General features: G+C 67.6%; 22 protein-coding genes, 1 pseudogene and 1 riboswitch. Of the genes and pseudogenes, 7 read left to right on the top strand and 16 right to left on the bottom strand.

Translation table 11 applies throughout. From position 1 onward, the window contains the following. Nucleotides 1-86: 86 nt before the first annotated feature. The 7 genes from ACZ9GM_RS11050 to ACZ9GM_RS11020 all read right to left on the bottom strand — a co-directional run bounded on the left by ACZ9GM_RS11050 (nucleotide 87) and on the right by ACZ9GM_RS11020 (nucleotide 7267). Nucleotides 87-728: a pyridoxamine 5'-phosphate oxidase family protein gene (locus ACZ9GM_RS11050; protein ID WP_476037843.1), complete on the bottom strand. Its 642-nt coding sequence runs from the start codon at nucleotides 726-728 to the stop codon at nucleotides 87-89. Nucleotides 729-745: 17 nt separating this feature from the next. Further along, a complete protein-coding gene (locus tag ACZ9GM_RS11045) occupies nucleotides 746-1525 on the bottom strand; it encodes a creatininase family protein (protein ID WP_291474487.1) in 780 nt (259 codons plus the stop codon). Then, on the bottom strand, nucleotides 1522-2958 hold the full coding sequence (locus ACZ9GM_RS11040; RefSeq protein WP_476037842.1) for an FAD-binding oxidoreductase: 1437 nt from the start codon (nucleotides 2956-2958) through the stop codon (nucleotides 1522-1524). Before ACZ9GM_RS11040 ends, ACZ9GM_RS11045 begins: the two co-directional genes overlap by 4 nt. Nucleotides 2959-2962: 4 nt before the next feature. Further along, nucleotides 2963-4159: an ABC transporter substrate-binding protein gene (locus ACZ9GM_RS11035; protein WP_291474486.1), complete on the bottom strand. Its 1197-nt coding sequence runs from the start codon at nucleotides 4157-4159 to the stop codon at nucleotides 2963-2965. A 48-nt stretch (nucleotides 4160-4207) separates the two neighbouring features. Further along, nucleotides 4208-5116 carry an ABC transporter permease gene (locus ACZ9GM_RS11030; protein WP_291474485.1) on the bottom strand — a complete coding sequence of 303 codons (909 nt, stop codon included), beginning with the start codon at nucleotides 5114-5116 and terminating at the stop codon, nucleotides 4208-4210. Further along, the gene (locus tag ACZ9GM_RS11025; RefSeq protein ID WP_476037841.1) at nucleotides 5113-5877 is read right to left on the bottom strand and encodes an ABC transporter ATP-binding protein; all 765 of its coding nucleotides are present in this window, start codon (nucleotides 5875-5877) and stop codon (nucleotides 5113-5115) included. The genes ACZ9GM_RS11030 and ACZ9GM_RS11025 overlap by 4 nt, the downstream gene beginning before the upstream one ends. 67 nt (nucleotides 5878-5944) lie before the next feature. Beyond that, nucleotides 5945-7267, bottom strand: a complete 1323-nt coding sequence (locus ACZ9GM_RS11020) for an amidohydrolase family protein (protein ID WP_291474484.1) — start codon at nucleotides 7265-7267, stop codon at nucleotides 5945-5947. Nucleotides 7268-7738: 471 nt separating this feature from the next. On the opposite strand from ACZ9GM_RS11020, the gene ACZ9GM_RS11015 reads away from it, so the two are divergent. The 3 genes from ACZ9GM_RS11015 to ACZ9GM_RS11005 are packed head-to-tail and all read left to right on the top strand — an operon-like array spanning nucleotide 7739 to nucleotide 11066. After that, a complete protein-coding gene (locus ACZ9GM_RS11015; protein WP_291474483.1) occupies nucleotides 7739-8707 on the top strand; it encodes a PDR/VanB family oxidoreductase in 969 nt (322 codons plus the stop codon). Next, nucleotides 8704-9984, top strand: coding sequence for an amidohydrolase family protein (locus tag ACZ9GM_RS11010; protein ID WP_291474482.1), 1281 nt, complete (start codon nucleotides 8704-8706; stop codon nucleotides 9982-9984). Before ACZ9GM_RS11015 ends, ACZ9GM_RS11010 begins: the two co-directional genes overlap by 4 nt. An 11-nt stretch (nucleotides 9985-9995) precedes the next feature. Beyond that, nucleotides 9996-11066, top strand: coding sequence for an isopenicillin N synthase family dioxygenase (locus tag ACZ9GM_RS11005; RefSeq protein WP_291474481.1), 1071 nt, complete (start codon nucleotides 9996-9998; stop codon nucleotides 11064-11066). A gap of 508 nt (nucleotides 11067-11574) precedes the next feature. Here ACZ9GM_RS11005 and ACZ9GM_RS11000 read toward each other — a convergent pair. The 3 genes from ACZ9GM_RS11000 to ACZ9GM_RS10990 form a co-directional block, all read right to left on the bottom strand. Then, complete coding sequence (locus ACZ9GM_RS11000; protein ID WP_291474480.1) at nucleotides 11575-12822, bottom strand: LLM class flavin-dependent oxidoreductase; 1248 nt, start codon at nucleotides 12820-12822, stop codon at nucleotides 11575-11577. Continuing rightward, entirely contained in the window at nucleotides 12822-13583 is a 762-nt protein-coding gene (locus ACZ9GM_RS10995; RefSeq protein ID WP_476038351.1) for a 3-oxoacyl-ACP reductase, read from the bottom strand. The genes ACZ9GM_RS11000 and ACZ9GM_RS10995 overlap by 1 nt, the downstream gene beginning before the upstream one ends. A gap of 64 nt (nucleotides 13584-13647) precedes the next feature. Then, nucleotides 13648-13747, bottom strand: a riboswitch (TPP riboswitch). A 21-nt stretch (nucleotides 13748-13768) separates the two neighbouring features. Beyond that, on the bottom strand, nucleotides 13769-15427 hold the full coding sequence (locus tag ACZ9GM_RS10990; protein ID WP_476037840.1) for a long-chain fatty acid--CoA ligase: 1659 nt from the start codon (nucleotides 15425-15427) through the stop codon (nucleotides 13769-13771). A 255-nt stretch (nucleotides 15428-15682) separates the two neighbouring features. On the opposite strand from ACZ9GM_RS10990, the gene ACZ9GM_RS10985 reads away from it, so the two are divergent. The 3 genes from ACZ9GM_RS10985 to ACZ9GM_RS10975 all read left to right on the top strand — a co-directional run bounded on the left by ACZ9GM_RS10985 (nucleotide 15683) and on the right by ACZ9GM_RS10975 (nucleotide 19144). Next, nucleotides 15683-16126: a pyridoxamine 5'-phosphate oxidase family protein gene (locus tag ACZ9GM_RS10985; RefSeq protein WP_476037839.1), complete on the top strand. Its 444-nt coding sequence runs from the start codon at nucleotides 15683-15685 to the stop codon at nucleotides 16124-16126. 110 nt (nucleotides 16127-16236) lie between these two features. Then, nucleotides 16237-17409 (top strand): MBL fold metallo-hydrolase, encoded by a 1173-nt coding sequence (locus tag ACZ9GM_RS10980; RefSeq protein ID WP_476037838.1) that lies wholly within the window; start codon nucleotides 16237-16239, stop codon nucleotides 17407-17409. After that, the gene (locus ACZ9GM_RS10975; RefSeq protein ID WP_476037837.1) at nucleotides 17366-19144 is read left to right on the top strand and encodes an alpha/beta hydrolase; all 1779 of its coding nucleotides are present in this window, start codon (nucleotides 17366-17368) and stop codon (nucleotides 19142-19144) included. Before ACZ9GM_RS10980 ends, ACZ9GM_RS10975 begins: the two co-directional genes overlap by 44 nt. Here ACZ9GM_RS10975 and ACZ9GM_RS10970 read toward each other — a convergent pair. The 4 genes and pseudogenes from ACZ9GM_RS10970 to ACZ9GM_RS10955 form a co-directional block, all read right to left on the bottom strand. Continuing rightward, a complete protein-coding gene (locus ACZ9GM_RS10970; protein WP_291474474.1) occupies nucleotides 19101-19493 on the bottom strand; it encodes a phage holin family protein in 393 nt (130 codons plus the stop codon). The genes ACZ9GM_RS10975 and ACZ9GM_RS10970 overlap by 44 nt on opposite strands. A gap of 64 nt (nucleotides 19494-19557) precedes the next feature. Further along, nucleotides 19558-20091 (bottom strand): solute carrier family 23 protein, encoded by a 534-nt coding sequence (locus ACZ9GM_RS10965; RefSeq protein ID WP_476037836.1) that lies wholly within the window; start codon nucleotides 20089-20091, stop codon nucleotides 19558-19560. A 34-nt stretch (nucleotides 20092-20125) separates the two neighbouring features. Beyond that, nucleotides 20126-20848, bottom strand: a pseudogene (locus ACZ9GM_RS10960) (solute carrier family 23 protein); the annotation flags it as partial. Between the two features lie 314 nt (nucleotides 20849-21162). Next, entirely contained in the window at nucleotides 21163-22230 is a 1068-nt protein-coding gene (locus ACZ9GM_RS10955) for an isopenicillin N synthase family dioxygenase (protein WP_476037835.1), read from the bottom strand. 302 nt (nucleotides 22231-22532) lie between these two features. On the opposite strand from ACZ9GM_RS10955, the gene aqpZ reads away from it, so the two are divergent. After that, nucleotides 22533-23300: an aquaporin Z gene (gene aqpZ / locus ACZ9GM_RS10950; protein ID WP_291474471.1), complete on the top strand. Its 768-nt coding sequence runs from the start codon at nucleotides 22533-22535 to the stop codon at nucleotides 23298-23300. A gap of 14 nt (nucleotides 23301-23314) precedes the next feature. Here the strand turns inward: aqpZ and ACZ9GM_RS10945 are convergent, their stop codons facing one another. Together ACZ9GM_RS10945 and alc are read right to left on the bottom strand one after the other, a co-directional pair. Then, complete coding sequence (locus ACZ9GM_RS10945) at nucleotides 23315-24838, bottom strand: NAD(P)-binding domain-containing protein (protein ID WP_291474469.1); 1524 nt, start codon at nucleotides 24836-24838, stop codon at nucleotides 23315-23317. 158 nt (nucleotides 24839-24996) lie between these two features. Beyond that, nucleotides 24997-26049, bottom strand: a complete 1053-nt coding sequence (gene alc, locus ACZ9GM_RS10940; protein ID WP_476037834.1) for an allantoicase — start codon at nucleotides 26047-26049, stop codon at nucleotides 24997-24999. Nucleotides 26050-26071: the final 22 nt, after the last annotated feature.

Below are 26071 nucleotides of genomic sequence, written 5' to 3'. Positions count from 1 at the left end.
CACGCAGCCTGAGGTCGCTGCGGGCCATGTCAGAACAGCCTCACACTGCGTGATGCGGACATGGCGACGGGTGGTCCGAGGTGGATTCAGCCCGGGAGCACCTCAGTGGTCCAGCCGTTCACTGAATTCTCAGCGCACACATAGTGCACCCGCTGCGAGGGCCCGTCACTGTCGGCGGTCCAGAACAGGTACTCCCGGGGGACCACGGCGAAGCCGGCCCAGGTCTCCGGCGGACAGGACGCCAGGTCAGGGTTTTCAGCGCTGAACTGCGCCCACTCCCGGTGCCGTTCCTCCGCCGGCTTCTCGGCCAGGTCCCGGTCGCTGAGCCAGGCGAGCAGCTGCAGGTAGCGGGAACGCGCAGCGAAAGCCTCCGCCTCCTCGCCCGGTGTCGACCGGACAGCGTCTCCCACAACGGTGACCTGCTTCGACCGGTCGGCGGCGAGAACGGTGAGCGAGACCTTCGGGTTCGACTCCAGATGCCGCACCTTCTCCGAGTGTGAGTCGGTGTGGAAGAAGATCTGGCCGGCGTCCGTCCGGCTCACCATGACATTCCGGGTCCGCGGGTAGCCGTCGGGACCGACCGTGGCAAGCGTCATGAGCACCGGCGGTACCTCCGAGAGGTCTGTGGACGTCGGCGGCCAGGTCAGCCCGGCGTCCTCGGCGATGAGGGCGCGGAACTCCACCATCCAGGCGTCGAACAGGACGGCGGGGTCAGCGGTCTGGTCCATGACACCCACGCTAGTGCTCATGACAGGTTCCCCGGGTTGAAGGTCAGGATCTCCGGCACCGCATCCAGTACGGAGGCGACGTAGTCCTCGAAGAGCTGCTCACCGACCTCAGCCGACGCACCCGTCGGATCGCCGACGACCCCGGACGCATCGAAGTCAGTGGACAACCACCCGAACTTCACCGCCTTCCCGAATCCGACATGGTCGCAGGACGCCACGGCAGTCGCAGGTTTCGGCCCCAACGCCGCAGCGGCGTCCATGTCCACCAGCGACGGTGCGACATGCAGCATCATCGAGGTCTCCGACCAGCCGGCGTGGATGCCCAAGCCGCATTCCGTCTCGCCCGGGGTCGGTGGAGAAGAGACCAGGAAAGTCCGCAGGTCGAAGCGTCGACGCAGTTCACGCAGGGCGACCTCCAGCAGTGCGGAGTTGCCGCCGTGCCCGTTGACGAAGAGCACCCTGCGCACCCCGGCGGCGGCCAGCGACCGGCCGAGATCCACCAACGTGGCGAAGAGCGTGGGCGCGGACAGCCACAGCGTCCCCGGCAGCGCAGCGTGCTCATCGGACTTGGTGATCGACAGCGACGGCAGCAGCCACAGGTCATGCCCGGCGGCCACGGCACGGGACACCACCGTGGACGCCACGGCCTCGGCCATCACCAGGTCAGTGGACATCGGCAGGTGCGGTCCGTGGGGCTCCACGGCACCGACCGGCACCACGGCCAGGGAGGACGCGGTAATCACCCGGCCCACCTCCGCGGTCGTGAGATCGGCCCAGCGACGGGATGCGGTACTCACATCCACCTCCCGGGGTTGAGCAGGCCGTACGGGTCGAAGTCCGCGGCCAACCGGCGCACCCGCTCAGGCTCCAGGTCGATGTACCACTGGTGCGGGGAGTGCACGGACACCCCGAGTGCCTCCAGCTGCGGCACGCCGGCGGCTATCCGTTCCCGCACCGTCCCGATGGATTCTCCGGGCAGGACCGGCCCGTTGAGCATGCCGAACATCATGTCGTTGCCGACCTCCAGGTGGAAGTTCGCCCGCTGCGCGGTCCCGTCGTCGCCGGTCACCGAGTACACGTCGAGCACCTCCTCGAACCGGTCGACGACCGCCGTGCCCTGGCACTCCATGTGGAACCATCGGCCCGGCTCCTTCTTCTGCAGCCACCACGTCGGGTGGTTGTAGGACAGTGTCGAGAGCTTCACGGACGCAGTGACCCCGGTGCGGGACGCCTCCATGCGTCCACCGCGGTCCGCGACGATCGCCTCGAACTCCGGCAGCCGCGAGACGTCGAGAATGCCGCGCACACTGCCGCGACCCGGCACCAGCGCCTCGTCATCGGGCAGGGCGGCGACGATGTCGGGACCGTCGGCGGACATCAGCCGGGGCTGCAGCCGCGCCCGCATCACCGCGGTCGCCGCGGCGAAGGCCGAGGACCGGTCGGGGAAGGACGCGTAGACCGACCGCCAGTCACCCAGCGGTTCGACCTTCACCGTCGCCCGGACGATGACGCCCGCCACCCCGTAGGTGTGTACGTAGGGTTGGGCGTCCTCACCCTCGAGGTGGATGATCCGGGCGTCGGCGGTGGCGGGCACGATGTCGACCGCGGTGACGAAGCCCTCGTGGTTGCGGCCGTGGACGATGGTGCCGGTGCCGGCGGAGCCGCCACCGAGGAACCCTCCGAGCGTGGACTGCACCGTCGAGGGGTACATCCACAGCTGCTGACCGTGCTCCTGGGCGTAGCTTTCCAGCGAGAGCATCTTCGCCCCGGCGTCGGCGGTGACCGTGCCGGCCTCCGTGTCGATCTCGTGGATGGTGGTCAGTGAGGTCATGTCCAGCACCAGCCCGCCGAACCGGGGCAGCACCTGCCCGTAGTTGCCGGTGCCCTTGCCACGCGTCGTCACCGGCACGCCGTGGCGCACCGCGGCGCGCATGATCTCCGGCACCTCCTCGGCGGCCCGCGGGTAACAGACCACATCGGGGACGCTGAGTTCCCCGGCGTCCAACTGCGCGGTGATCACCGGGGACATGCCCGATCCGTCGCGGGACGCCCGGTCGACCGCACGCGGCAGCTGGGAGACACCACGGGGGCCGAGCACCGCGATGAGGTCGTCGACCAGGGCGTCGACGTCCGTGGGCGAGAAGTCGGGGCGTCCGGAGTCATCGGCGACGGCGAAGAGATGGCCGACGTCGGTGCTGACCTTCACACCCTCGTGCACTGCCTGGCTCACCGGATCACCCCAGCGCGATCGACGGGTCGAGGAATTCGTTGGTGGCGATCTCGTCCATCGTGATGCCGTCCTTCACCGGGGTGTTCTGCTCGGCGAAGATGGGGGTCAGGATGTCGACGAGTTCCTCGAGGCGGGCGTCCTCGAAGGAACCGAGGGTGCCGTCGGCGCCGTTGGCGACCAGTCCCTCGTCACGCATCTTGGCCACGCCGTAGTCGGCGTTCGCCTGGTCGTAGACCCAGCCGGAGTTGAAGTCGGCGACGGACTGGACGACGAGGTCGTTGGCGGCCGTCGGGTCCTCCATGTAGTCCTTCGTGCCGCGCTGCAGCACCGGGATGAGTTCCTTGAGACAGTCGGCGTTGTCGTCCTTGGCGTCGGCCCGTACGGCCAGTGAGGACTTGTAGGTCGGGAAACCGGCGTCGTGGATGAGCTGGTAGTCCACGGGCTTCTTCCAGCCGTCGATGGTGTTCTCGTAGTTGTAGGGCTCCGAGGAGGAGTAGCCCTGCTGAGCTTTTTCGCCACCGGCGGCGACGAAGGTGGCGGGTGCACCGTCGTAGGATTCGTCGATCTGCGACTCGTCGAGGATGCCCGCGCCGGTGAGGTACTTGATGTAGGACATGTCGGCGAAGGTCAGTACGGTCGCTCCGGTGTCCTTGAGGTCGGCGATGGAGTGCACGTCCGGGTAGGTCTCCGGGTCCCACATGATCATCTGCGGTGACTTCTCCAGTGTCGTCATGACGCCGACGGTGGGCATGGCGTCCGACTGCTGGATGGTCTGGTCGGTGTCGACGTAGCCGAGGAGAATGTCCTGGTCCTGGTACATCTGCGAGGTGACGGACTGGTTGCCGATCGCCGGGCCACCGGAACGGATCTCCAGGTCGACACCGGTGTAGCCGTTGTCGCCGTCGAACAGCGGGCCGGAGACGGTCTTCTTGTCCGCGTCGATGGTGACGGCGTCCTTGCCCTCGCCGCCGTAGTTGAGCTGCTGGTAGAGGTGGCCGTGCTCGGCCTCGGGGAACCAGTCGGTCTGGACGGTGACGGTGGACGGGCAGACGGCCGAGAGGTCGGTCGATCCGATCTCGCCGTCGTAGGAGGACGCGGCGGAGGTGCTGTCGTCGCCACCGCAGGCGGCGAGGGAGACGGCGGTGGTGGCGACGAGAGTGGTGGCGGCGAGAGTACGGAAGGCAGAGACGGTGTACTTCATGGTGGGGGGCTCCTGTCAGGAAACGTGCGGGGAAACGTGCAGAAGGGACTACTTGCCGTACCAGCGGCCGACGACACGGTTGCTGATCAGGCCGAAGACGAGGAAGACGACGACACCGAGCAGGGACGCCAGGATGATCGCGGCGAACAGGTCCGGGGACTGCAGTCGCGAGCGGTAGTTGTCCAGCAGGACGCCGATGCCAGGTGTCCCCTGCTTGAAGAAGAAGTCACCGACGATCGCGCCGACGACTGCGAGGCCACCGGAGGTGCGCAGGCCGACGAAGATCGAGGGCATCGCGGCGGGCAGTTCGAGCTTGCGCAGGACGGTCAGTCGGGAAGGCTTGTGCAGGGCGAACAGGTCACGCATGCCGGGGTCGACGGACTGCAGACCGAAGAGGGTGTTCGAGACCATGGGGAACAGGGCGATGAGTACGCAGACGAAGACGCGCGCGGAGAAGCCGAAGCCGAACCAGAAGCCGATGAGCGGGACGAGGGCCAGCACCGGGATGCACTGGAGGAAGACGGCGTAGGGGAACAGGGCCGTTTCGGCGCGCTTCGACTGGGCCATGACGATCGCCCAGACGATGCCGACGACTGCGGCGATGAGCAGGCCGGTCATCGCGATCTTCGTGGTCTGCCACAGGGCCTGCCACATCTCGCCGGCGTTCGGGCCGAACAACCCTTCGGTGACGACCTGGTCGGGCGGTGGCATGAGGAAGCGTCGGGATTCGTCGAGGAAGACGTAGCTGACCAGGTACCAGACGGCGACGACGACGGCGAGGACGGCCAGCGGCAGCAGGACCGGGGCGTAGGGGATGTTGACTTTCCGCTTCGGCCGGCCGGGGGCGGGTGCGGAGCTGGCAGGGATCGCGGCAGCGGTGGTGGTGGCGGTGGAGACGGACACGGCGTCCTCCTTGGACGTGGTCTGTGCGGTGGGGGTGGGTGCAGTTGTCGTCATGAGTGGGCCGCCATCAGGGAGGTGGAGACCCGCTCGGCGATCGCGGTGAACTCCGGGGTGAAGCGCAGCTCGGGGCTGCGGGGGAAGTCGAAGGGCACGTCGACGACGTCGACGATGGTGCCGGGGCGGCCGGACATCACCGCGACCTGCGTGGAGATGAACACCGCCTCGCTCACCGAGTGGGTGATGAACAGGCCGCCGAAGCTCTTCTCCGCGAAGAGCTGGGTGAGTTCCACACCGAGACGTTCACGGGTGATCTCGTCGAGGGCGGCGAAGGGCTCGTCGAAGAGGAACAGTTCCGGCTCGATGGTCAGGGCGCGGGCCAGGGAGACGCGCATCTTCATGCCGCCGGAGAGCTGGTGGGGCAGGTGGTCCTCGAACCCGGTGAGCCCGACAGTCTCCAGCGCTTCGGTACAGCGCTGCTCCTGCTCGGCCTTCGGCAGGTGATCGAGTTCACCGAGGAGCATGACGTTGTCCTTCACCGAGCGCCAGGGCAGGAGGGTGGCGTCCTGGAAGACGTAGGCGATCCGGTCGGTGGAGGTGGACATCACGCCGTCGGTGGCTGTCTCCAGGCCGGACGCCAGGCGTAGCAGGGTGGATTTGCCGCAACCGGACGGGCCGACGACGCTGATGAACTCACCGGGGCGCACGTCGAGGGACACTCCGGTCAGGGCGGTCGTGCCGCCGTCGAATGTCATGCCGGTGCCGGTGAAACTGACGAGTGGGGTGGTCGGGTCGCTCCGGGTGGTCGGGGTACTCACGGGGGTTCTCCTTTTTCGCTTCAAGGTGCGGGGTCGGTCGCTGAGCTGCTCTGATGAGCCGTGAAGCTCAGCCGACCGGCCGGAGGTCGGGGAGGTGGGTGGTCAGGGTGGTCTGTGCGGCGAGGCGTCCGCCCGAGATGACGGTGCGGTCGGCCGGTGCCGCGGCGAGGAATGTCGCTGCGGTGGCGTGACCCGGGGTGTCCGGGGCGCGGATGCACAGCAGGTCGGCGGTCTGCCCGGGCACGGGGCCGGCCGGTGGCAGTCCCAGGGCGGCGCGGGCGCCGACGGTGACCAGGTCGATGGCCTGTTCCGGGGTCTGGTGCGCGGCGGTGACCAGCAGGGACGCGGTCTCGAGTGGATCGCCGCGGCCGGTCGGGTTGAAGGGGTCACGGATGTTGTCGCCGCCGGCGGCGACGGCGACACCGTGGTTGCGCAGGGCGGTGAGCGGGGCGATGCCCCGTCCCCGGGGACCGGGTGGACCGTCGCCGCCCTGCAGGTAGAGGTTCGTCGCCGGCAGGGCGATGACGTGGATCCCGGCGTCTTTCAGGGAGGACGCCGTGTCCGCGAGTTCCGCCCCATCCATCTGGGACAGGCGGCAGCAGTGGCCCGCGCCGCGGATCCGGTCGGCGGGCCAGCCGGTGACACGTTCGGCGTAGCGGTGGACGGTCTGCGTGCGATCACCGGCAGAACCGGCGAGGAACTCGTCGGTGTGCAGGTCACAGCCCACGCTCCGGGCTTCGGCGACATCGAGCAGGGTGTCGGTCTGGCCCAACGGATCCCCGGCAAGGTGCGGGGCACCGCCGACGAGGTCCGCTCCAGAGTCCAACGCGCCCAGGGTGAGCTCGGTGAGCTGGTCGTCCGGGGTGTGGGCGGGTACCAGGGCGACGATCTGGAGGGTCATCAGTCCGGTGAGCTCCTCCCGCAGCCGGGTCAGGGCACGGATGCCCCGGTAGGGGGCGTCGGAAAGGTCCGGCCCCTCGGCCGGGTAGACGTCCACATGGGTGCGCGCCGCGGTGGTGCCCTGGGCGAGCATCAGCCGGGCGGCGCATCGGGCCCGGTCGAGGATGTCTTCTTCGGTGAACCCGTCGGCGGCCGCCACCCACGAGGAGATGGCCCCGTCAAGGTCACCGGCCGGCGGGTTCACGAGGTCATGGCTCAGGGCCTTGTCCAGGTGGGTGTGCGGGTCGGCGGCGGCCGGGAATACGGTGTAGCCGTGCAGGTCCAGCCAGCTCCCGTCGACCGTCGCAGTGCGCATGCGGGACGGATCGTGGGGGAGGACCTCGGTGACGGTCGTGCCGTCGACAGTGATGTCCATCAGCTGACCGGTGGGGGCACCGTACAGCTGAACACCGGCGATGCCGTGGAGCTGTGCTCCCGGAATGACACTCATCGGACCCTCCTCTTCCGGGTCTTGAGGGTGACCGGTGCCGTGTCGGCGGTGTGCGTCCCGTGGTCATCGGTGGTGTCACATCACCGGCTGCACTGGTCGTTGCTACCGGACGCCGGGTGGCGACCGGGGAAGATCGACCATGACAGTCGGCGGTGTGCAGGAGTGCTCTCTTGTGTCCGTCGTCTGCGCCGGGCTGGGGCGGAGACGTTCAAGAACCGGACAACGGTCGTGCACCGCGTGGTTCGTCATGCAGGAGGTGAATCTACGGAGACCGTGTTTCCCGTCTGTTTCGGGTTCTGTTCACTACGGTGACGCTTCGGGAGCGTGGGGAGTATAAGGGTGCATCCATGTTTCTCCCGTGTTGCATATGCCATGACCTGCAGTGATGTGGTGCCATGTCGGCGGGGTCGTGCTACGGTGTGGCGTGTACTCGCCGGGCTGGGGCGGCACCGATTCTGTGAAGGTGAACCGATGCCCGCCTCTGTGCCCTCCCCTGTGTCACACCCGGTGACCGTGACCGCCCGACGCCCGCTCACCGACCGGGTCGACGAGTTCCGCCTCGAACCGTCCGCCCCCGGCGTCCTCCCCGGATGGACGCCCGGCGCCCACCTGGACGTCACCGTCCCCGGTGGGCTGCTTCGCCAGTACTCACTGTGCTCGGACCCCGCCGACCGCTCCGGTTACACCATCGCCGTGGACCGCGCCACGGACCCGCGTGAGAACGGGCACAGCGGGTCCGCAGCCCTCCATGACCTCGCCACGGTCGGCACGGAACTGCAGGTCGGGGAGCCGCGCAACCATTTCCCGCTGACCCGCGCACTGAACTACGTCTTCGTCGTCGGCGGCATCGGTGTCACGCCGATGATCGCGCTCGCCGCGCAGGTCGCGCGCTCCGACCGCCCGTGGCGGATGCTCTGCCTCGCCCGCACGGAGGACGCCATGCCCTACCTGCCGGAGCTGCGGTCCTCCTACGGGGACGCGGTGCGCTTCCACGGGTCAGCGGAAGGACGAGTCGACCTCGCCGCAGAGCTCGCCGACCTGCCCCGTGGTACCGCCGTCTACGTCTGTGGACCCGGCGCCCTGACCGACGGTGTCGCCGCCGTGGTCGCCGACCAGCCGGCGGTGGACGTCTTCACCGAACAGTTCACCGCGCCGGACATTTCGGGGGAGGCCACCTCGTTCGACGTGTCGCTGGCATCCTCCGGGGAGACCTTCACCGTGCCGGCGGACGCCTCGGTGCTGTCCGTGCTCGAGGAGCACGGCCGGTTGGTGGCGTCCTCCTGCCGGGAAGGTATGTGCGGGACCTGCGAGGTCGAGGTCGTCTCCGGGGAAGTCGACCACCGGGACGCGGTGCTGACCCCGGAGGAGCGCGCCGAGAACGAGTCGATGATGGTGTGCGTCTCCCGGTGTTTCTCCGGACGGCTGGTGCTGGACCTTTGAGTACCGTACTGCGCGGCGCGCTGACATCGGTGGGGGCGTCGTCCGATGTGGCCGTCGTCGACGGGGTGATCACCACTGTCCTGCCCACAGACGCCGAGAGCATCGACGTCTCCGGCTGTATCGTCACTCCGGGTCTGGTCAACGCCCACCACCACCTGCTGCAGTCCGCGTTCCGTACACTGCCCGGGACCCGCGGTGTGCGGATGGCCGAGTGGCTGTCGGTGATGGGACAGGCCTACCGCGGCTACGCCGTCGATCCGGAGCTCGGTGCCGCAGCGGCGTCCGTCGGTGTGGCGGAGTCCCTGCTGTGTGGGGTGACGACTGTTGCCGACCATCATCTGACCTGGCCTGACGGGGTATCTCCGGTGGATCTGGCCTGTGCCACGGCGACGGTGGCTGACGCTCTCGGCGCCCGGCTGTGCTTCGTGCGCGGCACCACCGGGGAGGACGCCGACGCCGTCGTCGACTCGGTCCGTGCCATCCACGCCTCCTTCGCTGCCATGGCCGGGGACCCGGTCGGACGCGGAACGCTGCAGCTTGCCGTCGGTCCCTCAGGCGCCCACACCGACGGGCCCGAGACCTTCACCGCCCTGCGCGACGTGGCCCGGGAACTCGGGCTGCTGCGCCGCACCCAGTCCAATGAACAGGTGGACGTCGAGCGTGCCGCCTTGACGTACGGGTGTCGGCCGCTGGACCTGCTGGCCGACTGGGGCTGGTTGGAACCGGGCGTCACGCTGGCCCACCTGTGCGGTATCACCGCCGCCGAGGTGGAGGTCGTGGCGTCCTCCGGGGTGACCGTGACCCACGCGCCGGGCTGCGATGTGCCGATGGGCTGGGGCGTCGCCCCGGTCGGCGACCTGCTCGACCACGGGGTGACCGTGGGCCTGGGAACTTCCGGCGGCGGTTCGAATGACGGCGGTCACCTTCTCGCCGATGCCCGACTGGCGGTGCAGGTCTCCGGGCTGACCGGGCGCGTCCTCACCGCAGAGGAGGCGTTGGGTATGGCGACCGCCGGCTCCGCCGCAGGGCTGGGTTGGCCTGAACTGGGCGTCCTCGATGCCGGGACACCCGCTGACCTGTGCGTCTGGGACTGCTCCGGGGTCGCCGACGCCGGTGTCCACGACTGGCCCGCGGGCCTGCTGTGGGCCACCCCCGGGCGGCGTCCTCGCGATGTCATGGTCGCCGGGGAATGGGTGGTACGCGACGGCGAACTGCTCACCGCGGATGCCGACCGGCTTGCCGCTGAACTGACTGAACTACTTGCTGAACGATCCTGAAAGGACCTGACATGACCGGATTCCACGTACCCGTCATCGACATCACCGCCTACGTCACCGGCGGTACCGACTCCGAAAAGGCTGCCGTCGCTGCCGCGGTGGACGCCGCAGCCCGCGAGGTCGGCTTCATCCAGCTCACCGGGCACGGCATCGACCCGCAGGTATGGGACGGCCTGGCTTCGGCACTGGACGCCTTCTTCCTCCGCGATCTCGAGGTGAAGAAGGAGGTCACGACACCGCCGTCGGTGAACCGCGGCTACTCGCCGCCGAAGTCCGAGCGACTGTCACTGTCACTGGGGGTGGAGTCCGCGACCGGGATGAACGACTTCTTCGAGGCCTTCAACATCGGTGTGCAGGCGTCCGCCTTCCCGGAGCTGGACCTGCCGGTCTCGGACTACCCGGAGAACGTGTGGCCGGCGGAGTCCGGTGCCGGTGCCGAAGGGATGGCCGGCTTCCGATCGCAGTTGGAGGCGTGGTTCGGCGCTGCCCAGGGAGTGGCCGAGACGCTCGTCGACATCTTCGAGGACGCCCTGGGTCAGCCTCGCGGCACCATCGGATCCCTGGCCGACCACTCCATCGACGTACTGCGCACCATCAACTACGCCCTGGAACCCGGGGTGACCGTGGAGCTCGACGGCGAGCTCAACGGCATGGGCGAGCACACCGACTACGGCATCGTCACCGTGCTCTGGGCCGACCGGGTCGCCGGACTGCAGGTACTGGGGTCGGACGGGTCGTGGAACGATGTGCTTCCCGAGCCCGGTGCGCTGCTGGTCAACCTGGGTGACGTGACTGCGCGACTGACCAATGACCAGTGGAGGTCGACGCTGCACCGGGTGAAGCCGCCGGTGGTGGACGGCACGATCCTGCGTCGTCGGTCGGCGGCGTTCTTCCATGACGGGAACGTGGACGCCATCGTCGGTCCGCTGCCGGGCATGGTCGACTCTGACCACCCCGCCCGGTACGAGCCGGTGACCGTGGGCGAGCATGTGGCCCGCAAGCTCGCCGGGTCGCGGTCGCTGGAGCTCAACGCCTCGGACACGGCGCGCGAGTCGGAGCGGGTGCTGTCCTCGCGGCGGTAGGTGGGTTCTCCTCGGGTATGTCCGCATCACGCACCGTGAGGTCGTCGGGAGGTGGTCCTGACCAGCCTCAGACTGCGTGATGCCGACACCGGGCCCGGCTGCCCGCAGCTCCAACCACTTTCCCGTGGCGGCCCTGGACGCAGGAATGACCCGATGGTCGGCGCGAGGGTTCCCAACCCACACAACGCGGCACCGACAACGGACCCGGGTGGTTCCAGGCCGAACAGGCACAGGAATATGCCGAAAAAGGGAGAGGACCGTCAGCCCCGCTGCGATGACCAGACGGAGATCGGCTTCCCGGACATGGTGATCAACAAGGATTCTCCCCGTGGCGTCGCGTCCGGGGTTTCTCGCGATACTCCTCCAGGGCGGTCTCCAGCGAGGGGCGCTGATCCAGGGTGAGCTTCCCCATCTCGTCGAGGGTACGACGTGCACCCCTGCATAAGGAAGACTCCGTGGACGGACGGAAAGCTCGAGATGCAGGAAAATCAGGTGCTCGTACGGGGCACTATCCCACGAGATGCCCGCGCAGCGTGTCCGCCGTGTACTCCCGGCGGAACAGACCACGCTCCTGCAGGACCGGGACGACCAGGTCCACGACATCGTCGAGCCCGCCGGGCAGGGTCGGCGGCATGAGGTTGAAGCCGTCGGCGGCACCATTGACGATCCACCGCTCCATCTCACCGGCGATCCGTTCCGGAGTGCCGACGAAGGTGGCGTGACCACCACCGGCGGCGAGGTAACCCAGCAGGTCACGGACCGTCGGACGACCACCCGGGGAGGACGCGAGGATCCGCAGGATCGTGGCGTAGCGTCCCGCCGGACCGCTGAACTCCGCCAGCGGCGGAAGCTCGGGCACCGGCGCATCAAGGTCCCACCCTGAGGTGTCCTGACCGACGAAGAAGGACAGCTGACGGAGGGAATCCTCCACCGGCAGCAGCTCATTGAGCTCCCGCTGCTTCTCCCTCGCCTCCTCCTCCGTCTTCCCGACGAAGGTCACCAGACCCGGCATGATCACCAGGTCATCAGGGTCGCGACCGTACCCGGCGGCACGCCGCCGCAGGTCCAGACGGTAGTCGCGGGCGGAGTCGAGGTCCCACGCCACGGCGTAGACACCTTCGGCGTACCGGGCGGCCAGGTCACGGCCCGGCTCGGACGCCCCGGCCTGGAAGAGCACCGGGTGGCCCTGCGATGTGGCGGGGATGTTCAGCGGCCCGTCGACGTCGAAGTACCGGCCGTGATGGTCCACCGGTACAGCTTCAGCAGGGGAGGAACCGGCGGGCCAGGACCCCCACAAGGCAGTCACGGTACTGATGAACTCCGCGGCACGCGCATAGCGTTCCGCGTGGTCGGGCAGACGGTCCATCCCGTGGTTGCGGGCCTCGGCGTCCGTCATGGAGGTCACCACGTTGATACCGGCGCGGCCACCGGAGATGTGGTCCAGACTCGCGCTGAGCCGGGCGGCGTGGAAGGGATCCCAGAAGGTCGAGGAGATGGTGCTGACCAGTCCGAGCCGGGTGGTCGCCCGGGCGAGGGCGGTCAGCGCGGTGACCGGTTCGAGGAACCAGGACGGTCCGGGGACAGGGTTCAGCGACTGGCCGTCGGCGAGGAAGAAGGCGTCGAAGCGTCCCCGTTCCGCAGTCCGGGCGAGGTCCTCCCACCAGGTCACGTCACCGAGCCGGTCGAAGGCGGAGTCCGGGGCGCGCCAGGCGGCGGAGTGGTGCCCGCAGCCGTAGGCGAAGAGGTTCAGGTGCATCAGTTCTTCACCAGACCACCGTCGACGACGAGGTTCTGACCGGTGACCGCGCGGGCCCACGGGGACGCGAAGAACAGGGCCGTGTCCGCGAACTGCTCCGGGGTGGTGACCTCACGCAACGGTGTCCCTGAGGCGATGCCGTCGAAGACGGCCTCCGGGGTGGCGGCGGAGGCGTCCGTGGTGCGCAGCAGACCGCCGGAGATCATGTTCACGGTGATGTTCTCCGGGCCCAGATCATCCGCGAACGTCCTGGTCAACGACAGGAGCGCGGCCTTGGCAGCGGTGTAGTCGTGGTAGGGGACGACCGGGTTCTGGAAGAGGTTCGTGCCGATGTTCACCACGCGTCCGCTGCCGATCTCCCGGAAGCCGGGCAGTGCGGCCTGGATGACGTTCACCGCACCACCCACCGCTCCCTCGAACTGGCGGTGGAAGTCACCCCAGCTGATGTCGGTGGCCTTCGGACGGGCGTCCCCGTTGAAGGAGAAGTCGACCAGCGCATTGTTGACGACTGTGGTCACCGGGCCGAGGCTGGCTTCTGCGCCCGTGGTGAACAGGGCATCCACCTGCTCGCGGTCGCGGACGTCCGCCTGCACGGCGAGGACGCGGCCGGGGTGCTCCGCCATGAGGGACGCCGCGGCGTCCCCGCTGGAGAAGTAGTTGACGATGACGGTCGCGCCTTCGCGGAGGAAAGCGTCGGTGAGTGCCCTGCCGAGGCCACGGGCGCCTCCGGTGACGAGGACGGTCTGATCGGTGAGGTTCATGCTCATGCCTTTCGGTCACAAGCGGTAAGGACCTTCGGGCATGCGTGCCTGTGCATGCACAGACATGCGGAAACCCTGACAATCCCTCCGCCAGTACGAACTGGTTCAGGTTCAACGGGTGTGATCTCAGCCGCCCTGGTCGGGCGGCACCCCGTGTCAGGATGCGAGCGTAGCAGGTTCGACGGTTACGCCGTCGCCGGCGCCTGGACCGTGAACTTCCCGGCGTCCAGCTGCTTGCGCAGGTCAAGTTTGCTGATCTTGCCGGTGGCGGTCAGCGGGATCGCGTCGGTGACGGCGATGGCGTCGGGGATCCACCACTTGGCGACCTGGCCGTCGAAGAAGCCGAGCAGCTCTGCGGCATCCAGGTCAGCTCCCTCCTCGGGGATGACGACCAGCAGCGGACGCTCCTGCCACTTCTCGTCCGGCATGGCGATGACCGCCGCCTGCTTCACCGAGGGGTGGGCCACGGCGACATTCTCCAGCTCGATGGAGCTGATCCACTCGCCGCCGGACTTGATGAGGTCCTTCGCGCGGTCCTCGATGTGCATGTAGCCCAGCGGGGTGATGGAGGCCACGTCGCCGGTGTCGAACCAGCCGTCGGCGGTGAAGGAGTCTGCGCCGACCGTGCCCGGGCCGTCGGCGCTGAAGTAGGATGACGCGATCCAGGGGCCGCGGATCTGCAGCGCACCTACCGCCTCTCCGTCCTGGGGGAGGACGCTGCCGTCCTCGTCCACGATGCGCAGCTCCACACCGAAGGGCGGGGCACCCTGGCTGGCGCGTGCCTTCTGCCGCTCCTCCTCGGGGAGCTTTTCCAGCGCGGGGGAGGTGTGGAACATCGAGCCCAGCGGGCTGGTCTCACTCATGCCCCAGGCGTGGACGAGGTCGACACCGTAGCGCTCCTCGTAGGCCACCATGAGGGAGTAGGGCACCGCCGAACCACCGCCGACGAGGGTCTTCACGGAGTCGATGCGCTTGCCGGACGCGTCCAGGTAGGCGATGAGGCCCTGCCAGACGGTCGGCACGCCGGCGGAGTTGGTGACGCCCTCCTCCTCGATGAGCGCCTGCAGTTCCGCCGGGTCGCCCATCTTCGGGCCGGGGAAGACCAGCTTCGTGCCGGTCAGCGCCGTGGCGTAGGGGATGCCCCAGGCGTTGACGTGGAACATCGGGACGATCGGCATGGCGACCTCCTTGGCGGAGAGGTCGAAGACGTCCGGGAGGGAGACACCGAAGCTGTGCAGCACCGTGGAACGGTGGCTGTAGAGGACGCCCTTGGGGTTGCCGGTGGTACCGGAGGTGTAGCACAGGGCGGATGCCGTGTTCTCGTCGAACAGCGGCCAGTCGTAGTCGTCGGACTCGTCGGCGATGAAGGCTTCGTAGCTCACGGCATCGAAGGAAGTCTCCGGCATGTGCCCGTCATCGGTGAGGATGACGAGCTGCGGTGCATTGTCCAGGCGGGGGAGCAGTGCCTCGACGGTGCCGACGAACATCGGGTCGAGGAAGAGGAACTTGTCTGAGGCATCGTTGATGATGAAGACGAGCTGGTCCTCGAACAGGCGCGGGTTGATGGTGTGGCACACCAGACCCGAGCCGGAGACACCGTAGTAGAGCTCGAAGTGGCGGTAGTCGTTCCAGGCCATGGTGCCGATACGGTCACCCTGCTCCACACCGTGACGTGCCAGGGCGTTGGCCAGCTTCCGGGCGCGTGAGAAGGCGTTCCGGTAGGTGTAGCGGTGGCGCGGGTTGTCGACCGTGAAGGAGACGATCTCCTGGTCGGCGAACCGCCGGTCCGCGTGGCGCGCGATGCTGCTGATGAGCAGCGGCTGGTCCATCATCTGTCCGAGCATTGTGATGTGTTCCCGTCTGTGGGTAGGAGGTGCTGTGAGTCACTGTTCACTTCTTGCTACCGGTGATACTAAGGGTTTGAGTCTGAAATGTCAGGCGGACAGGTCGGTGACTGTCGAAGTGGATCCGATGTGGCTTCTGCGGCTGCCCTCGTCGTGAAATTCCGGACATGTCACCCCCGGTACCGGCGTCCTGCTGCCCCCGCTGGTCCCCACATCCGGGGGAGGAGAGGGTGGCGGGGTGGGACAATGGGGGGCATGACCGACAAGAACTCTCCCGTCACCCACCTCACCGACGAGCAGTCCCTGGACCTCCTGGCGACCAAGACCTTCGGCCGTCTCGTCGTCCACCGGAAGAACGACATCGATCTCTTCCCGCTGAACTACATCGTGCATGACGGAAAGATCCTCTTCCGAACCGCCGAGGGCACCAAACTGTTCAGCCTCAACCTCAACGATGATGTCCTGTTCGAGGTCGACAATGTCGAGCAGACCTCCGAGGACACCGGCGAAGCCTGGTCCGTCATCGTCAAGGGCACCGCACGCATCCTCAAGGACACGACCGAGATCCACGCGGCCGATGAAGCGCCGCTGAAGCCCTGGCTGCCGACGCTGAAGTACAACTACGTGGTGATCACCCCGAACGAGGACGGCCTCTCCGGCCGGAAGTTCAACCTCGGCGAAGAGCCCGAGCGGTACTGATCGACGAACTCCGGGAACGGAGGATCAACCACATCACCGGAGTCACGCGTGGATGACTGTGCCCCGGCCCACCGTCAGCCTCCTACCGCTGCAACCGGTACGTTGAGAACATGTCGACTCCCCCGGCCGCATCCCAGGTGACGCCCTTCGCGAAGCCGCAGTACACCGCTGCGCAGAACAGTCGCACCCCGGGGCCGGTGCGCGTCGTCGGCGGCACAGCCGGGGAAGGCCACGGCACCGGGACCTGGGTGCGTCCGGTGACAATGCCCGGGTCCGGGGTCATGGCGTCCGTGTTCTCCACCATCCACCTCGGCGAGAACGGTATCACCGTCATCGACCCGGGCTGGACCGGGAAGAAGCACGAGGGCGAGTACCTCCGCGACCTCGACCGATTCCTCCACGACCGGGGACGCCGTCTCGAACAGATCACCCAGGTCATCGTCACCCACGCCCACCCCGACCACGTCGCCGCAGCATCCTGTCTGCTGGACGCCACCCGCGCCCGCTTCATTGTCGGTGACCGGGAGTGGCGCACCGTCGAGAAGTCCCGTGTCGGAGACGCCGACGACGTCTACGCCCCCTGGCCGGAGCGCTTCGGGGCACCTGCCGGCATCCTCGATTCCGCCGTCGAGCACATGAACAACCCCCGCGTCCCCGCGTTCATCCCGCGGCGCCGGCCGGATATCCGGCTCGCCGACGGCGATCTGCTCGCCGACCACGGCCTCGACGACGATCTCGGGGGCAGCAGCAGGACAAGGGCAGTCGTCACCCCCGGCCACACCCCGGGGCACATGTGCCTGGTCAACGAGGGCGCCGGAATCTTCCTCGCCGCCGACATGATCCTCCCGGAGATCCACCCGGGCATCGGACTGGGCGTCGGGCAGCTCGGCGGCAACCCGGTGATCGACTATCTTGAGTCCCTGGACCGGATCAAGGAGTTCGACGATCTGCTGGTCATCCCCGGTCACGGCTACGTCTTCTCGGGCCTTGCGGCACGACGCCGCGAGACTGCCGAGCATGTCCTCGCCCGTGCCTGGGAGGTGCGGCGCGTCCTCGACTGGAACCCGGAGATCAGTGTGTGGCGGCTGGCTTCGCAGCTGACCTGGTCCTCGGGCTGGGAGGGACTGCGGGAATCACCGATGCTGGTGTCCGGTCTACGCCAGACAATGATGTACCGTGACCTCGTACTTTCCCGTACTGACGACGGGAAGGACGCACTGATCCGATGGGAGCGGACCCTTGGCCTCGACGAAGAATGCAGAGTCCCCCGGGACGGGCACTGACGCCGGAACCGGCCCGACCACCGGGAATGTCACCGGAACCCTCGAAGAACGGCTCAGTCGGCTGACCACCTACCGCCTGCGGCTGAGCTACACCGGGTCCGTCGTCGCCGTGGTGATGATGCTCGCCTCGATGACACCCTCGCTGCTGCCCCGTGGTCCCCTCTTCCAGGGCGTGGTCACCGGAGCGTCCGCCGCCGTGGGCTACATGATCGGCGTCTTCGTCTCCTGGTTGGTCCGGTACATGATGAACAAGGATCCGGCGGAGCAGAAGCGGGGCCGCACGCTGTCCTGGCGGTGGTGGGTCCCCCTGGGTGTTGTCGCCGTCGTCGGTGCGGTTCTCGGACTGTGGCAGTTCCGGGTGTGGCAGAACGAGGTTCGTGTTCTGGTCGGCGAAGGGCACCTGAGCTGGACCGTCTGGCCGGTGACGGTGATTGTCGCGGTTCTGGTCTTCTTCCTTCTCGTCCTGCTCGGACAGGGTTGGGGGAAACTGGTCCGGACCCTCAACGGTTGGCTGCACCACGTCCTCCCGCCACGCATCGCACGGGTGTCGGCGATTGCGGTGGTGGTGGCGTTCAGTGTCTTCCTGGCCAACGGTGTCGTCGCGAATTACTCGCTGAAGTTCCTCAACGCGTCTTTCGCCACTGCGAACGACGACACCACCGAAACGTCGGTGAAGCCGACGAGCGAGATGCGGTCCGGTAGTGACGCATCCCTGGTCAGCTGGGAATCTCTGGGCCGTGAGGGACGCAAGTTCGTCTCCCACGGGCCCTCCACTGACACATTGGAGGAGATCAACGGTTACCACGCTGTCGAACCGATCCGCTCGTTCGTCGGCCTCGGCTCCGGCGACGATCTGCGGGCGAACGCCGAACTCGCTGCCGAGGAACTGGTCCGCGCCGGAGGTATGGGACGCGAGGTCATTGCCGTCGGTTCGGCGACCGGTTCCGGCTGGATCAACCAGGCGACCGTCGACTCGCTGGAGTACATGTACAACGGCAATGTCGCGACCGTGTCGATGCAGTACTCCTACCTGCCGAGCTGGCTGTCCTTCCTCGTCGACCAGGAGCAGGCCCGACAGGCCGGCGTGTACCTCTTCGAGGCGGTGGATGCGAAGGTGCGGGAACTGCCGGAGAACCGGCGCCCGAAGATCGTGGTCTTCGGTGAGTCCCTCGGTTCCTTCGGTGCGGAAGCGGCGTTCGGGACGATCCCGACCCTCTCCGCCCGGACCGACGGTGCCCTGTTCATCGGCCCGACGTTCAACAACGAACTCTGGCGGGAAGCCACCGACCGTCGGGACGCCGGGTCGCCCGAGCGGTTGCCGGTCTATGACGGTGGGGAGCACCTCCGCTTCGGTGCGTCCGCCGAGGACCTGGACGCTCCGGACACCGGGTGGAAGGAGCCGCGGGCGGTCTATCTGCAGCATGCCTCCGACCCGATCACCTGGTGGTCGCCGGACCTGCTGTTCAACGAGCCGGACTGGCTGACGGAGGCCCGCGGTTCCGATGTACTGTCTTCGACCCGGTGGCTGCCGATCGTCAGCTTCCTGCAGGTCAGTGCCGATATGGCGGTCTCCACCGATGTGCCGGAGGGGCACGGTCACAAGTACCTCTCGGAGATCCCGCGGGCCTGGGCGAAGATCCTGGAGCCGGCCGGCTGGACGGGCGAGGAGGGCGGGAAGAAGCTGGCGAAGATCACTCCGCTGCTGTCGCGGAGTGGCGACCTGCCCGCTTCCTGAGCACCACAGTGATGATGAGTGCCGCTGCGGTGGTGAATACCCACATGAGGACCGTGGCGATCACCCAGGTACCGGCACCCTGGATCCGCAGGCCACCAGACGGCAGCGTGGCGATCCACAGGGCCAGGAGAGTGGAGACCAGTCCCGCACCGCCGACGAATCCTTCGGCGTAGCGGCTGACCAGTTTCGTGACGGCAGGGGCGAGCAGCAGCTGGGCGACCGTGAAGACGATGACCGCGACGACGATGCCTCCCCAGGACAGCGTGAACCGGTCGATGAGCAGTGCGCAGAGCAGGATCGCCACGGCGGAGGACGCCAGGGAGACCGCGAGCCGGGTGAGGAACTTCATGACGTCCACCATGTACCTTGCCTGGGAGTGATATGTACCGGTCAGGGTACATCGCCGACGGTTGTCAGAGGAACAGTGATTCTGCGGTGGGCCGGGTCTCGTTACGTGCGGCACGGGCCTTCTCCGCGATACCTGTGTGGTTGAACAGCAGGTTGAGGAAGAACGCGGCGAGCGCGGCGAGGACCACACCGTCGGACAGCAGTGTCTGAGCCCAGTCCGGGAAGTTCGACCAGATCCCGGTGGAGAACTTCGACAACAGGCCCAGCGCGACGGCCAGGGCGATGATCGTCGAGTTGATGGTGTCCGTCAGATCGACCTTGCGCAACGTATTCACGCCGACCGCGGCGATCGAGGTGAAAAGGATCAACGAGATGCCGCCGATCACCGGGTCCGGCAGTGCGGCGATGACCGCGCCGGTGACAGGCATGAGTCCCATGACCAGCAGGATCGCGCCGGCGGTGGCGGTGACGTACCGGGAGTGGACGCGGGTGGTGCGCACCGCACCGACGTTCTGGTTGAAGACCGTGTCGAAGAAGCCGTTGAAGATGCCGCCGAGGATGCCGGACCGCCGCGTCCCCCACGAGGGATCGTGCGACATCGCCCTGGGTCATCTTCTTGCCGGTGATCTCGGACAGCGCGGAGACGCTGGCGATGGTCTCGGCGAACAGGAACATCATCACCACGGACATCGACAGCACGCCGACGACGGGGAACTCCGGGGTGCCGAAGTGGAACGGCTTGGCCAGGGCGAACAGTGGCTCGTCCCCGACACCGGAGAAGTCCAGCAGGCCGGCGGGCCAGCAGACGAGGACGCCCACGACCGTCGCGATGATCATCGACGCCTTGGCGATGACTCCTCGGGCCAGGCAGGTCAGCGCGACAGCGACGATGACGACGATCGCGGCGATACCGATGTAGAGCGGGCGGGCGTAGTCCGGATTGTCCTCGCCACCCACCGTGGGCTGGCCGACGAACAGGCCGGCGGAGACGCTGATGAGCGAGACCCCGTGCACCAGCAGCACGGCCCCGGTGACCAGCGGCGGGAAGTACTTCAGCAGCCTGCTGAACGGCCAGGCCAGCACCAGTCCGATCACGCCACCGGCGAGCATGCAGCCCCAGATGGCGGGCAGCCCGTAGGTCTGGCCGATGGAGATCATGGACGCGACCTGCACGAAGGCGGCACCGCCGATGATGGGCATGCGTCCGCCGGCGATCTTCCCGACGCCGAGGGACTGGATGAGGGTGATGACGCCGGCGACCAGGAGGTCGGCGTTGACGAGCATTGCCACGGTCTCCTGGTCGAGGCCGAGTGCGGCGCCGAGGGCGAGCGGAACGGAGACGCAGCCGACGTACATGATGAGTATGTGCTGGATGCCGAAGACGAGGTTGTGGCGCCAGCCGAAGTTCGTGTCGACGGCGGATCCGTCAGTGGAGAAGCCGATATCGACGTTGGCTGTGTTGTCGGTGGTCCGGCCGGTCGTTTCACCCTGTGCGGGCATGGTGGCAGTCATGGGGATGCTCCTGAGCAGGTCAACGCTTGAGCGGAAAGGGGGATGTCGGCATCACGCTGCGTCAGGTCGGTTCACGGTGGGGTGAACCGACCTCACGGTGCGTGATGCGGACGCAGGGGAAGAAGCGGGGAGGGAGAACGCAGCGTCCTCCCGACGTCCTACTTCGTGGACTCGGCCTTGCCGAAGTTCGCCTGGATGCGCATGTCGAGGTACTCGCCGGCGGTCATGGGCTCGTACCTGCCTTCGGGGCCGGCGATGACGGCGTCCCGGTCGGCCTGGGCGAAGTAGGGCATGGAGTAACGCTCGGGGATGTCGACGCCGATGTCGGCGGCCTTCACACGGTGGAAGTTGGACTTCAGCCGGTCATCGGACCAGCGCATGAGCATGTCGCCGATGTTGCAGGTCAGCACGTCGGTGAAGGCGGGGACCGGGGTCCAGGCCTGGACGTCCTGACCGGCGTCCGCACCCGGCATGACCTGCAGGCCGGACTGGCCGTCGGTCTGGAACAGCAGGGTGAGCAGGTTGAAGTCGGTGTGCGCTCCGGCCCGCCAGACCGGGTTGCCGTTCGGGTCGGCGACGTTGTCCTTGGCGTCCAACGCCATGTAGTGGATCATCCGCAGGGTGCACTGGTGCAGGTCGGAGGCAGGGTTGTGGACCTTGCGGAAGTAGTCATGTTCGAAGCCGAGCTTCACGGCGAAGAACTCGAGGACGCGCATGGCGACCTCGTGGCACTTCGCTTCGAAAGCGAGGGAGGCGTCCTTGAAACCGTCGATGGAGGGGTTGGCGTCCTCGTCCAGCCACAGGCCGTCCATGAGCGGGCGGGTGATCTGGTAGCTCTCCTTCTCGTCCGGGGTGCCGGTCGAGGGGCGGATCTGGGACTTGTGCTCGAAGCCGACGTTCCTGCCCTTCGGCTTGGCGACGGTCTCCAGGGTCTCCTTCGGCAGGGCGAAGAAGCGGGCGGAGGTGGCGAAGGCATCCTCGATCTCGGCCCTGGTGATGCCGAAGTTCTTCAGCTGAAAGAAGCCGATGGTGGTTGCGGCGTCCCAGAACTCCTCGGCCTTGGCGTCCCACTGCTCGTCGGTGAGGTCCCAGTTGTCGAGGTCGATGACCGGGACGGAACGGTCGGTGGTCTCGGTGCCGATGCCACCCATCGTCGACTCGAGGGTGAGCTCGGCGTTGGTGTCGGTGACGGTTGCGTTGTCGGTGGGCGTGGTGGTCTGAACCATGGTGGTCCTTCCATGTCACGCGGTTTCCCCTACGGTCTTTCGCTCCGTCATCCCGACGCCGTGCAGACCCGGCTGAGCCGCTGTCCTGTATGTCCAGGGGCATCGTCGCGCCCTGGCACCACTGAATCTAGGCGGCGGGTTTTGCGGGGCTGTGCCATGAACGTGAAAGGGCCGTTACCGGTATTTCCCGTGGGTAAAGGGACAGCATCTATGTGGCAGGGGGTTATGTTTCCCAGGACAGAAGGCTATGGTCTGGGAGTGCACCATTTCACATCTGACGCTTCCACCACAGGAGTAACACCATGTCACCTGTTCCCATGACCCACCGCCTCTGGGCCGAGTTCCTCGGCACCTTCTGGCTCGTCTTCGGCGGCTGCGGTTCAGCCGTCCTCGCCGCCAAGGTCGTCTCCGACGGGACCATCAACATGGGCATCGGCTTCGTCGGTGTCGCCCTGGCCTTCGGCCTCACCGTCGTCACCGGCGCCTATGCGGTCGGCCACATCTCCGGCGGTCACTTCAACCCTGCCGTCACTCTCGGTTGCGCTGTCGCGAAGCGCGTCGAGTGGGCGGCGGTCGTCCCCTACTGGATCGCCCAGGTCGTCGGAGGTGCGGTCGCCGGTGGCGTCCTCTTCGTCATCGCCAACGGCAAGGACGGGTTCAGCGCCTCCGAATCCGGGTTCGCCACCAACGGCTACGGCGAGCACTCCCCGGACGGCTACTCCCTGGCTGCAGTGATCGTCGCGGAGGTCGTGCTCACCGCCGTCTTCCTCTGGGTGATCCTCGGCGCGACCTCGAAGAAGGCTCCCGTCGGGTTCGCGCCGCTGGCCATCGGCCTGGCGCTGACCCTGATCCACCTCATCTCGATCCCGGTCTCCAACACCTCGGTGAACCCCGCCCGCTCCCTCGGCGTGGCCTGGTACGCCGGTGGGGACGCACTGTCGCAGGTGTGGGTGTTCATCCTCGCCCCGCTGGTCGGTGCGGCGATCGCCGGCATCAGCTACGCCTTCCTCACCGGTGACGAAGACGACGCCCCTGCCGAGGAAGAGGCCCGCGTCGGAGCCGAGGGGTAGATCGGCAGGCAGGATCAGTACCGCGGGCCGTCCGGGTACCAGGCCTCGCCCTCGCGGTGCGGGCCGGCCTCCTCGATCTCGATGTGCTCGAAGGCCTTGAACTCCTCGAAGAACGTCGGCCAGTTCTCCTTGGTGATGTCAGTGGCGATCCGCTGCGCGACGCGGGTCAGACCGGCGAAGATGCCGGAGAGCTGGTTACCGGCCACACCGTGGGAGGCACGGGCACCGGTGGACAGGTGCACCAGGCGGGGGATGTACTCCTTCGCCTCGGCGGATGCTGCGTCCTTCGCCTGGAACTGGAAACCGTCGCCCAGGTAGGGGCAGCCGCCCATCGGGTGCCCCTCGGCCGGGCCGAATTCGTCGGACCACAGGGCGATGTCGTCGAGGAACTCCTCCAGCTCCGGACGCAGACCCAGGTCCACGGCGTACCCGGTGGCGGAGATGACCACGTCGCCGACGTGCTCGACACCCTTGTCGTCGGTGACGACGACCTCCTCGACACCGTCGGTGGTGCGCACGGTCGCGTCCGCCCAGCGGGTGTCGGTGAGCATGGAGAAGTTGCCGTGGCAGAAGGCACGCCACACGGACGCCTGCGTCGGCGGCTGCGGCAGACCACCGTTGAACAGGGAGAATTCCCACTTCTGCTCGTCGGTCAGATCGTAGAAGTGCTCCTGCATGCCGGGGAATTCCATCCAGCGCAGCGAGTTCTGGCGCGGGATGTCGGAACGGCGCACGTGCATCTCCACCGACGCGGCACCGGCCTCCAGCGCCGTGGAGGCGTTGTCGAAGCCGGAGGCACCGCCGCCGAGCACGAGGACGCGCTTACCGGCCAGGGCATTGAAGTCGATGTCGTCCTCGGTGTGGAAGCGCAGATGCTCCGGCAGGTTCTCGACCAGCGGCGGCAGGAAGGTTCCGCCACCACCCTTGAGCCCGAGGGAGAAGATGACGCGCCGGGCCCGGTACTCGACCCGCTCACCGTCGCGGGTGGCGACGACGGTGAAGTAACCTGACGCGTCCGGCTTGTGGACGGCGGTGACGGTGGTGTTGAAGTCCACGTCCGCACCGGTGACGTCGCGGTACCAGGTGAGGTACTCGTTCCAGTCCTCACGGGGGACCAGGTCGGTGGCATCCCACGCCTCCTTGCCGTACTTCGCCTCGAACCAGCGCTCGGTGTGCAGCGACGGGATGTCGAGCTCGATACCCTTCATGTTCTTCGGGCTGCGCAGCGTGTGCATGCGGGCGTAGCGGGTCCAGCAGCCGACCTCGTGGGCCGGGCCACCCTCGATGACCTTCACCGCACCGATGCGGTGGCGCGACAGGGCGAAGGCGGAGCCCAGACCGGCCTGGCCGGCACCGAGGACGAGGACGTTGTACGCCCCCTCGGCCGGGGCGGGGACCCAGTCGTGGTTGTGGCCGATGAGCGCCATGTCGGCGCGGGCCTGGTCCGCGAGGGCGGAGAGGCGGGTCTCGGCCTCGGCGTCCGGCAGGGGGGCGGGGCGGTTGCGCTCCGGCTTGGTCGGATCATAGATGACGGTCATGGCTGTCATCATATTCTGCGGGTCAGGCAGCCCTGATACGGAGGGGTTACAGACGTGTGTCACCACCCCCGCCCGCTCCCCGAATATCCACTGTCTGAGGTACGCGAATCAGGCGGACCGCGTACCTCAGCCAGTAGGTGTTTTACGCAGGAGGACGCCTACCAGCGGGCCTCGACGGTGGTGCGTCCCTCGTCGGTGAGGTCACCCCACACGCGCAGCCGGGCGATGCCGCCGTCGGGGTAGACATCGGCGCGCACCGCGACCACAGGGGTCGGGCCGGTCTCGGCCTCGGCCGGGTCGGAGACGAGGAAGCGGTGGCGGGTGTCCGGCAGCGCGCGGGTCTTCGCGACCAGCTCGATCTCCTCGCCGGATGCGGTGATGCCGGTGAGGCTGACGTCGCCGGGGGAGTTGAAGACGAAGTAGGAGGTGTCGATCTCGACCCAGCGCACCCGGCCCTCACCGGCGAGCTGCACGGTGACCGAGTCATTACCCTCGGTACGACGGCGGGCGTTCTCCCAGCCCTCACCCATGTTCCGGGTGCGTCCGAGGGATATGACGTTGTTCGGGCTGGAGTAGAACATGTTCGTGCAGTCGGTGACCCGACCACCGTTCTCCACTGCAGCGAGGTCAATGGTGCAGCCCAGGAAGCGGGGGTCCGGCACCGGCTGACCGTGGACGCGCAGGCGGGCGATACCGCCGTCGGGGATCATGTCGAGGCGGACGTGGGTGAAGCGCTGCTCGGCGGCGGCGCCGGCCGGGAAGACCTCGAAGTAGTGCTTGTGGTCGCCCTTCGCGTCGCTGACGGGGACCAGGGTGGTCCAGGCGCTGTCCGGCAGGGCGGCGATCTCCTCGGCCGGGAGGTACTCGTCGCAGGTCAGACCTTGGACGGCGATCTGGGTCGGGAAGTTGCCCTTGAACCAGGCGGTGTCCACGACAATGCCCTTGATCTGACCGGGGACTCCGAGGCGCACGATGGCGGAGTCGTGCCCGCCGATCTCGTCGTGACGGCGGCGGCGGGTCTCCCAGCCGTCGTAGACCTTGCCCTTGTTGCCGAACTCGTCGGGGTCGAAGCCGGGCTCGTGGGCGGCGATGAGGTTCTCGCGCTCGGCGAAGGCCTCGTCGGACGCCCAGATCACGGAGCCGGCGAGGGCGCGGCTGGCGAGGTCCGGCCAGATGGTGAACTCGGGCTGTTCGGTGGGGGTGGCACTCATGTGACTGTTCCTTAAGCGGGGT

Source organism: Corynebacterium sp. UD i78 (assembly GCF_056280545.1).
This window is presented reverse-complemented; position numbering and strand designations above follow the sequence as displayed.

Excerpts from the sequence above, each read along its gene's own strand:
- aqpZ (WP_291474471.1), top strand. The coding sequence starts at position 22,533 with ATGTCACCTGTTCCCATGACCCACCGCCTCTGGGCCGAGTTCCTCGGC.
- ACZ9GM_RS11020 (WP_291474484.1), bottom strand. The coding sequence starts at position 7,267 with ATGAGTGTCATTCCGGGAGCACAGCTCCACGGCATCGCCGGTGTTCAG.
- ACZ9GM_RS10980 (WP_476037838.1), top strand. The coding sequence starts at position 16,237 with ATGTCGACTCCCCCGGCCGCATCCCAGGTGACGCCCTTCGCGAAGCCG.
- ACZ9GM_RS11015 (WP_291474483.1), top strand. The coding sequence starts at position 7,739 with ATGCCCGCCTCTGTGCCCTCCCCTGTGTCACACCCGGTGACCGTGACC.
- ACZ9GM_RS10985 (WP_476037839.1), top strand. The coding sequence starts at position 15,683 with ATGACCGACAAGAACTCTCCCGTCACCCACCTCACCGACGAGCAGTCC.
- ACZ9GM_RS10970 (WP_291474474.1), bottom strand. The coding sequence starts at position 19,493 with ATGAAGTTCCTCACCCGGCTCGCGGTCTCCCTGGCGTCCTCCGCCGTG.
- ACZ9GM_RS10965 (WP_476037836.1), bottom strand. The coding sequence starts at position 20,091 with ATGTCGCACGATCCCTCGTGGGGGACGCGGCGGTCCGGCATCCTCGGC.
- ACZ9GM_RS10995 (WP_476038351.1), bottom strand. The coding sequence starts at position 13,583 with ATGAACCTCACCGATCAGACCGTCCTCGTCACCGGAGGCGCCCGTGGC.
- ACZ9GM_RS10990 (WP_476037840.1), bottom strand. The coding sequence starts at position 15,427 with ATGCTCGGACAGATGATGGACCAGCCGCTGCTCATCAGCAGCATCGCG.
- ACZ9GM_RS11030 (WP_291474485.1), bottom strand. The coding sequence starts at position 5,116 with ATGACGACAACTGCACCCACCCCCACCGCACAGACCACGTCCAAGGAG.
- ACZ9GM_RS10945 (WP_291474469.1), bottom strand. The coding sequence starts at position 24,838 with ATGACCGTCATCTATGATCCGACCAAGCCGGAGCGCAACCGCCCCGCC.
- ACZ9GM_RS10955 (WP_476037835.1), bottom strand. The coding sequence starts at position 22,230 with ATGGTTCAGACCACCACGCCCACCGACAACGCAACCGTCACCGACACC.
- ACZ9GM_RS11035 (WP_291474486.1), bottom strand. The coding sequence starts at position 4,159 with ATGAAGTACACCGTCTCTGCCTTCCGTACTCTCGCCGCCACCACTCTC.
- alc (WP_476037834.1), bottom strand. The coding sequence starts at position 26,049 with ATGAGTGCCACCCCCACCGAACAGCCCGAGTTCACCATCTGGCCGGAC.
- ACZ9GM_RS11005 (WP_291474481.1), top strand. The coding sequence starts at position 9,996 with ATGACCGGATTCCACGTACCCGTCATCGACATCACCGCCTACGTCACC.
- ACZ9GM_RS11050 (WP_476037843.1), bottom strand. The coding sequence starts at position 728 with ATGGACCAGACCGCTGACCCCGCCGTCCTGTTCGACGCCTGGATGGTG.
- ACZ9GM_RS11000 (WP_291474480.1), bottom strand. The coding sequence starts at position 12,822 with ATGCACCTGAACCTCTTCGCCTACGGCTGCGGGCACCACTCCGCCGCC.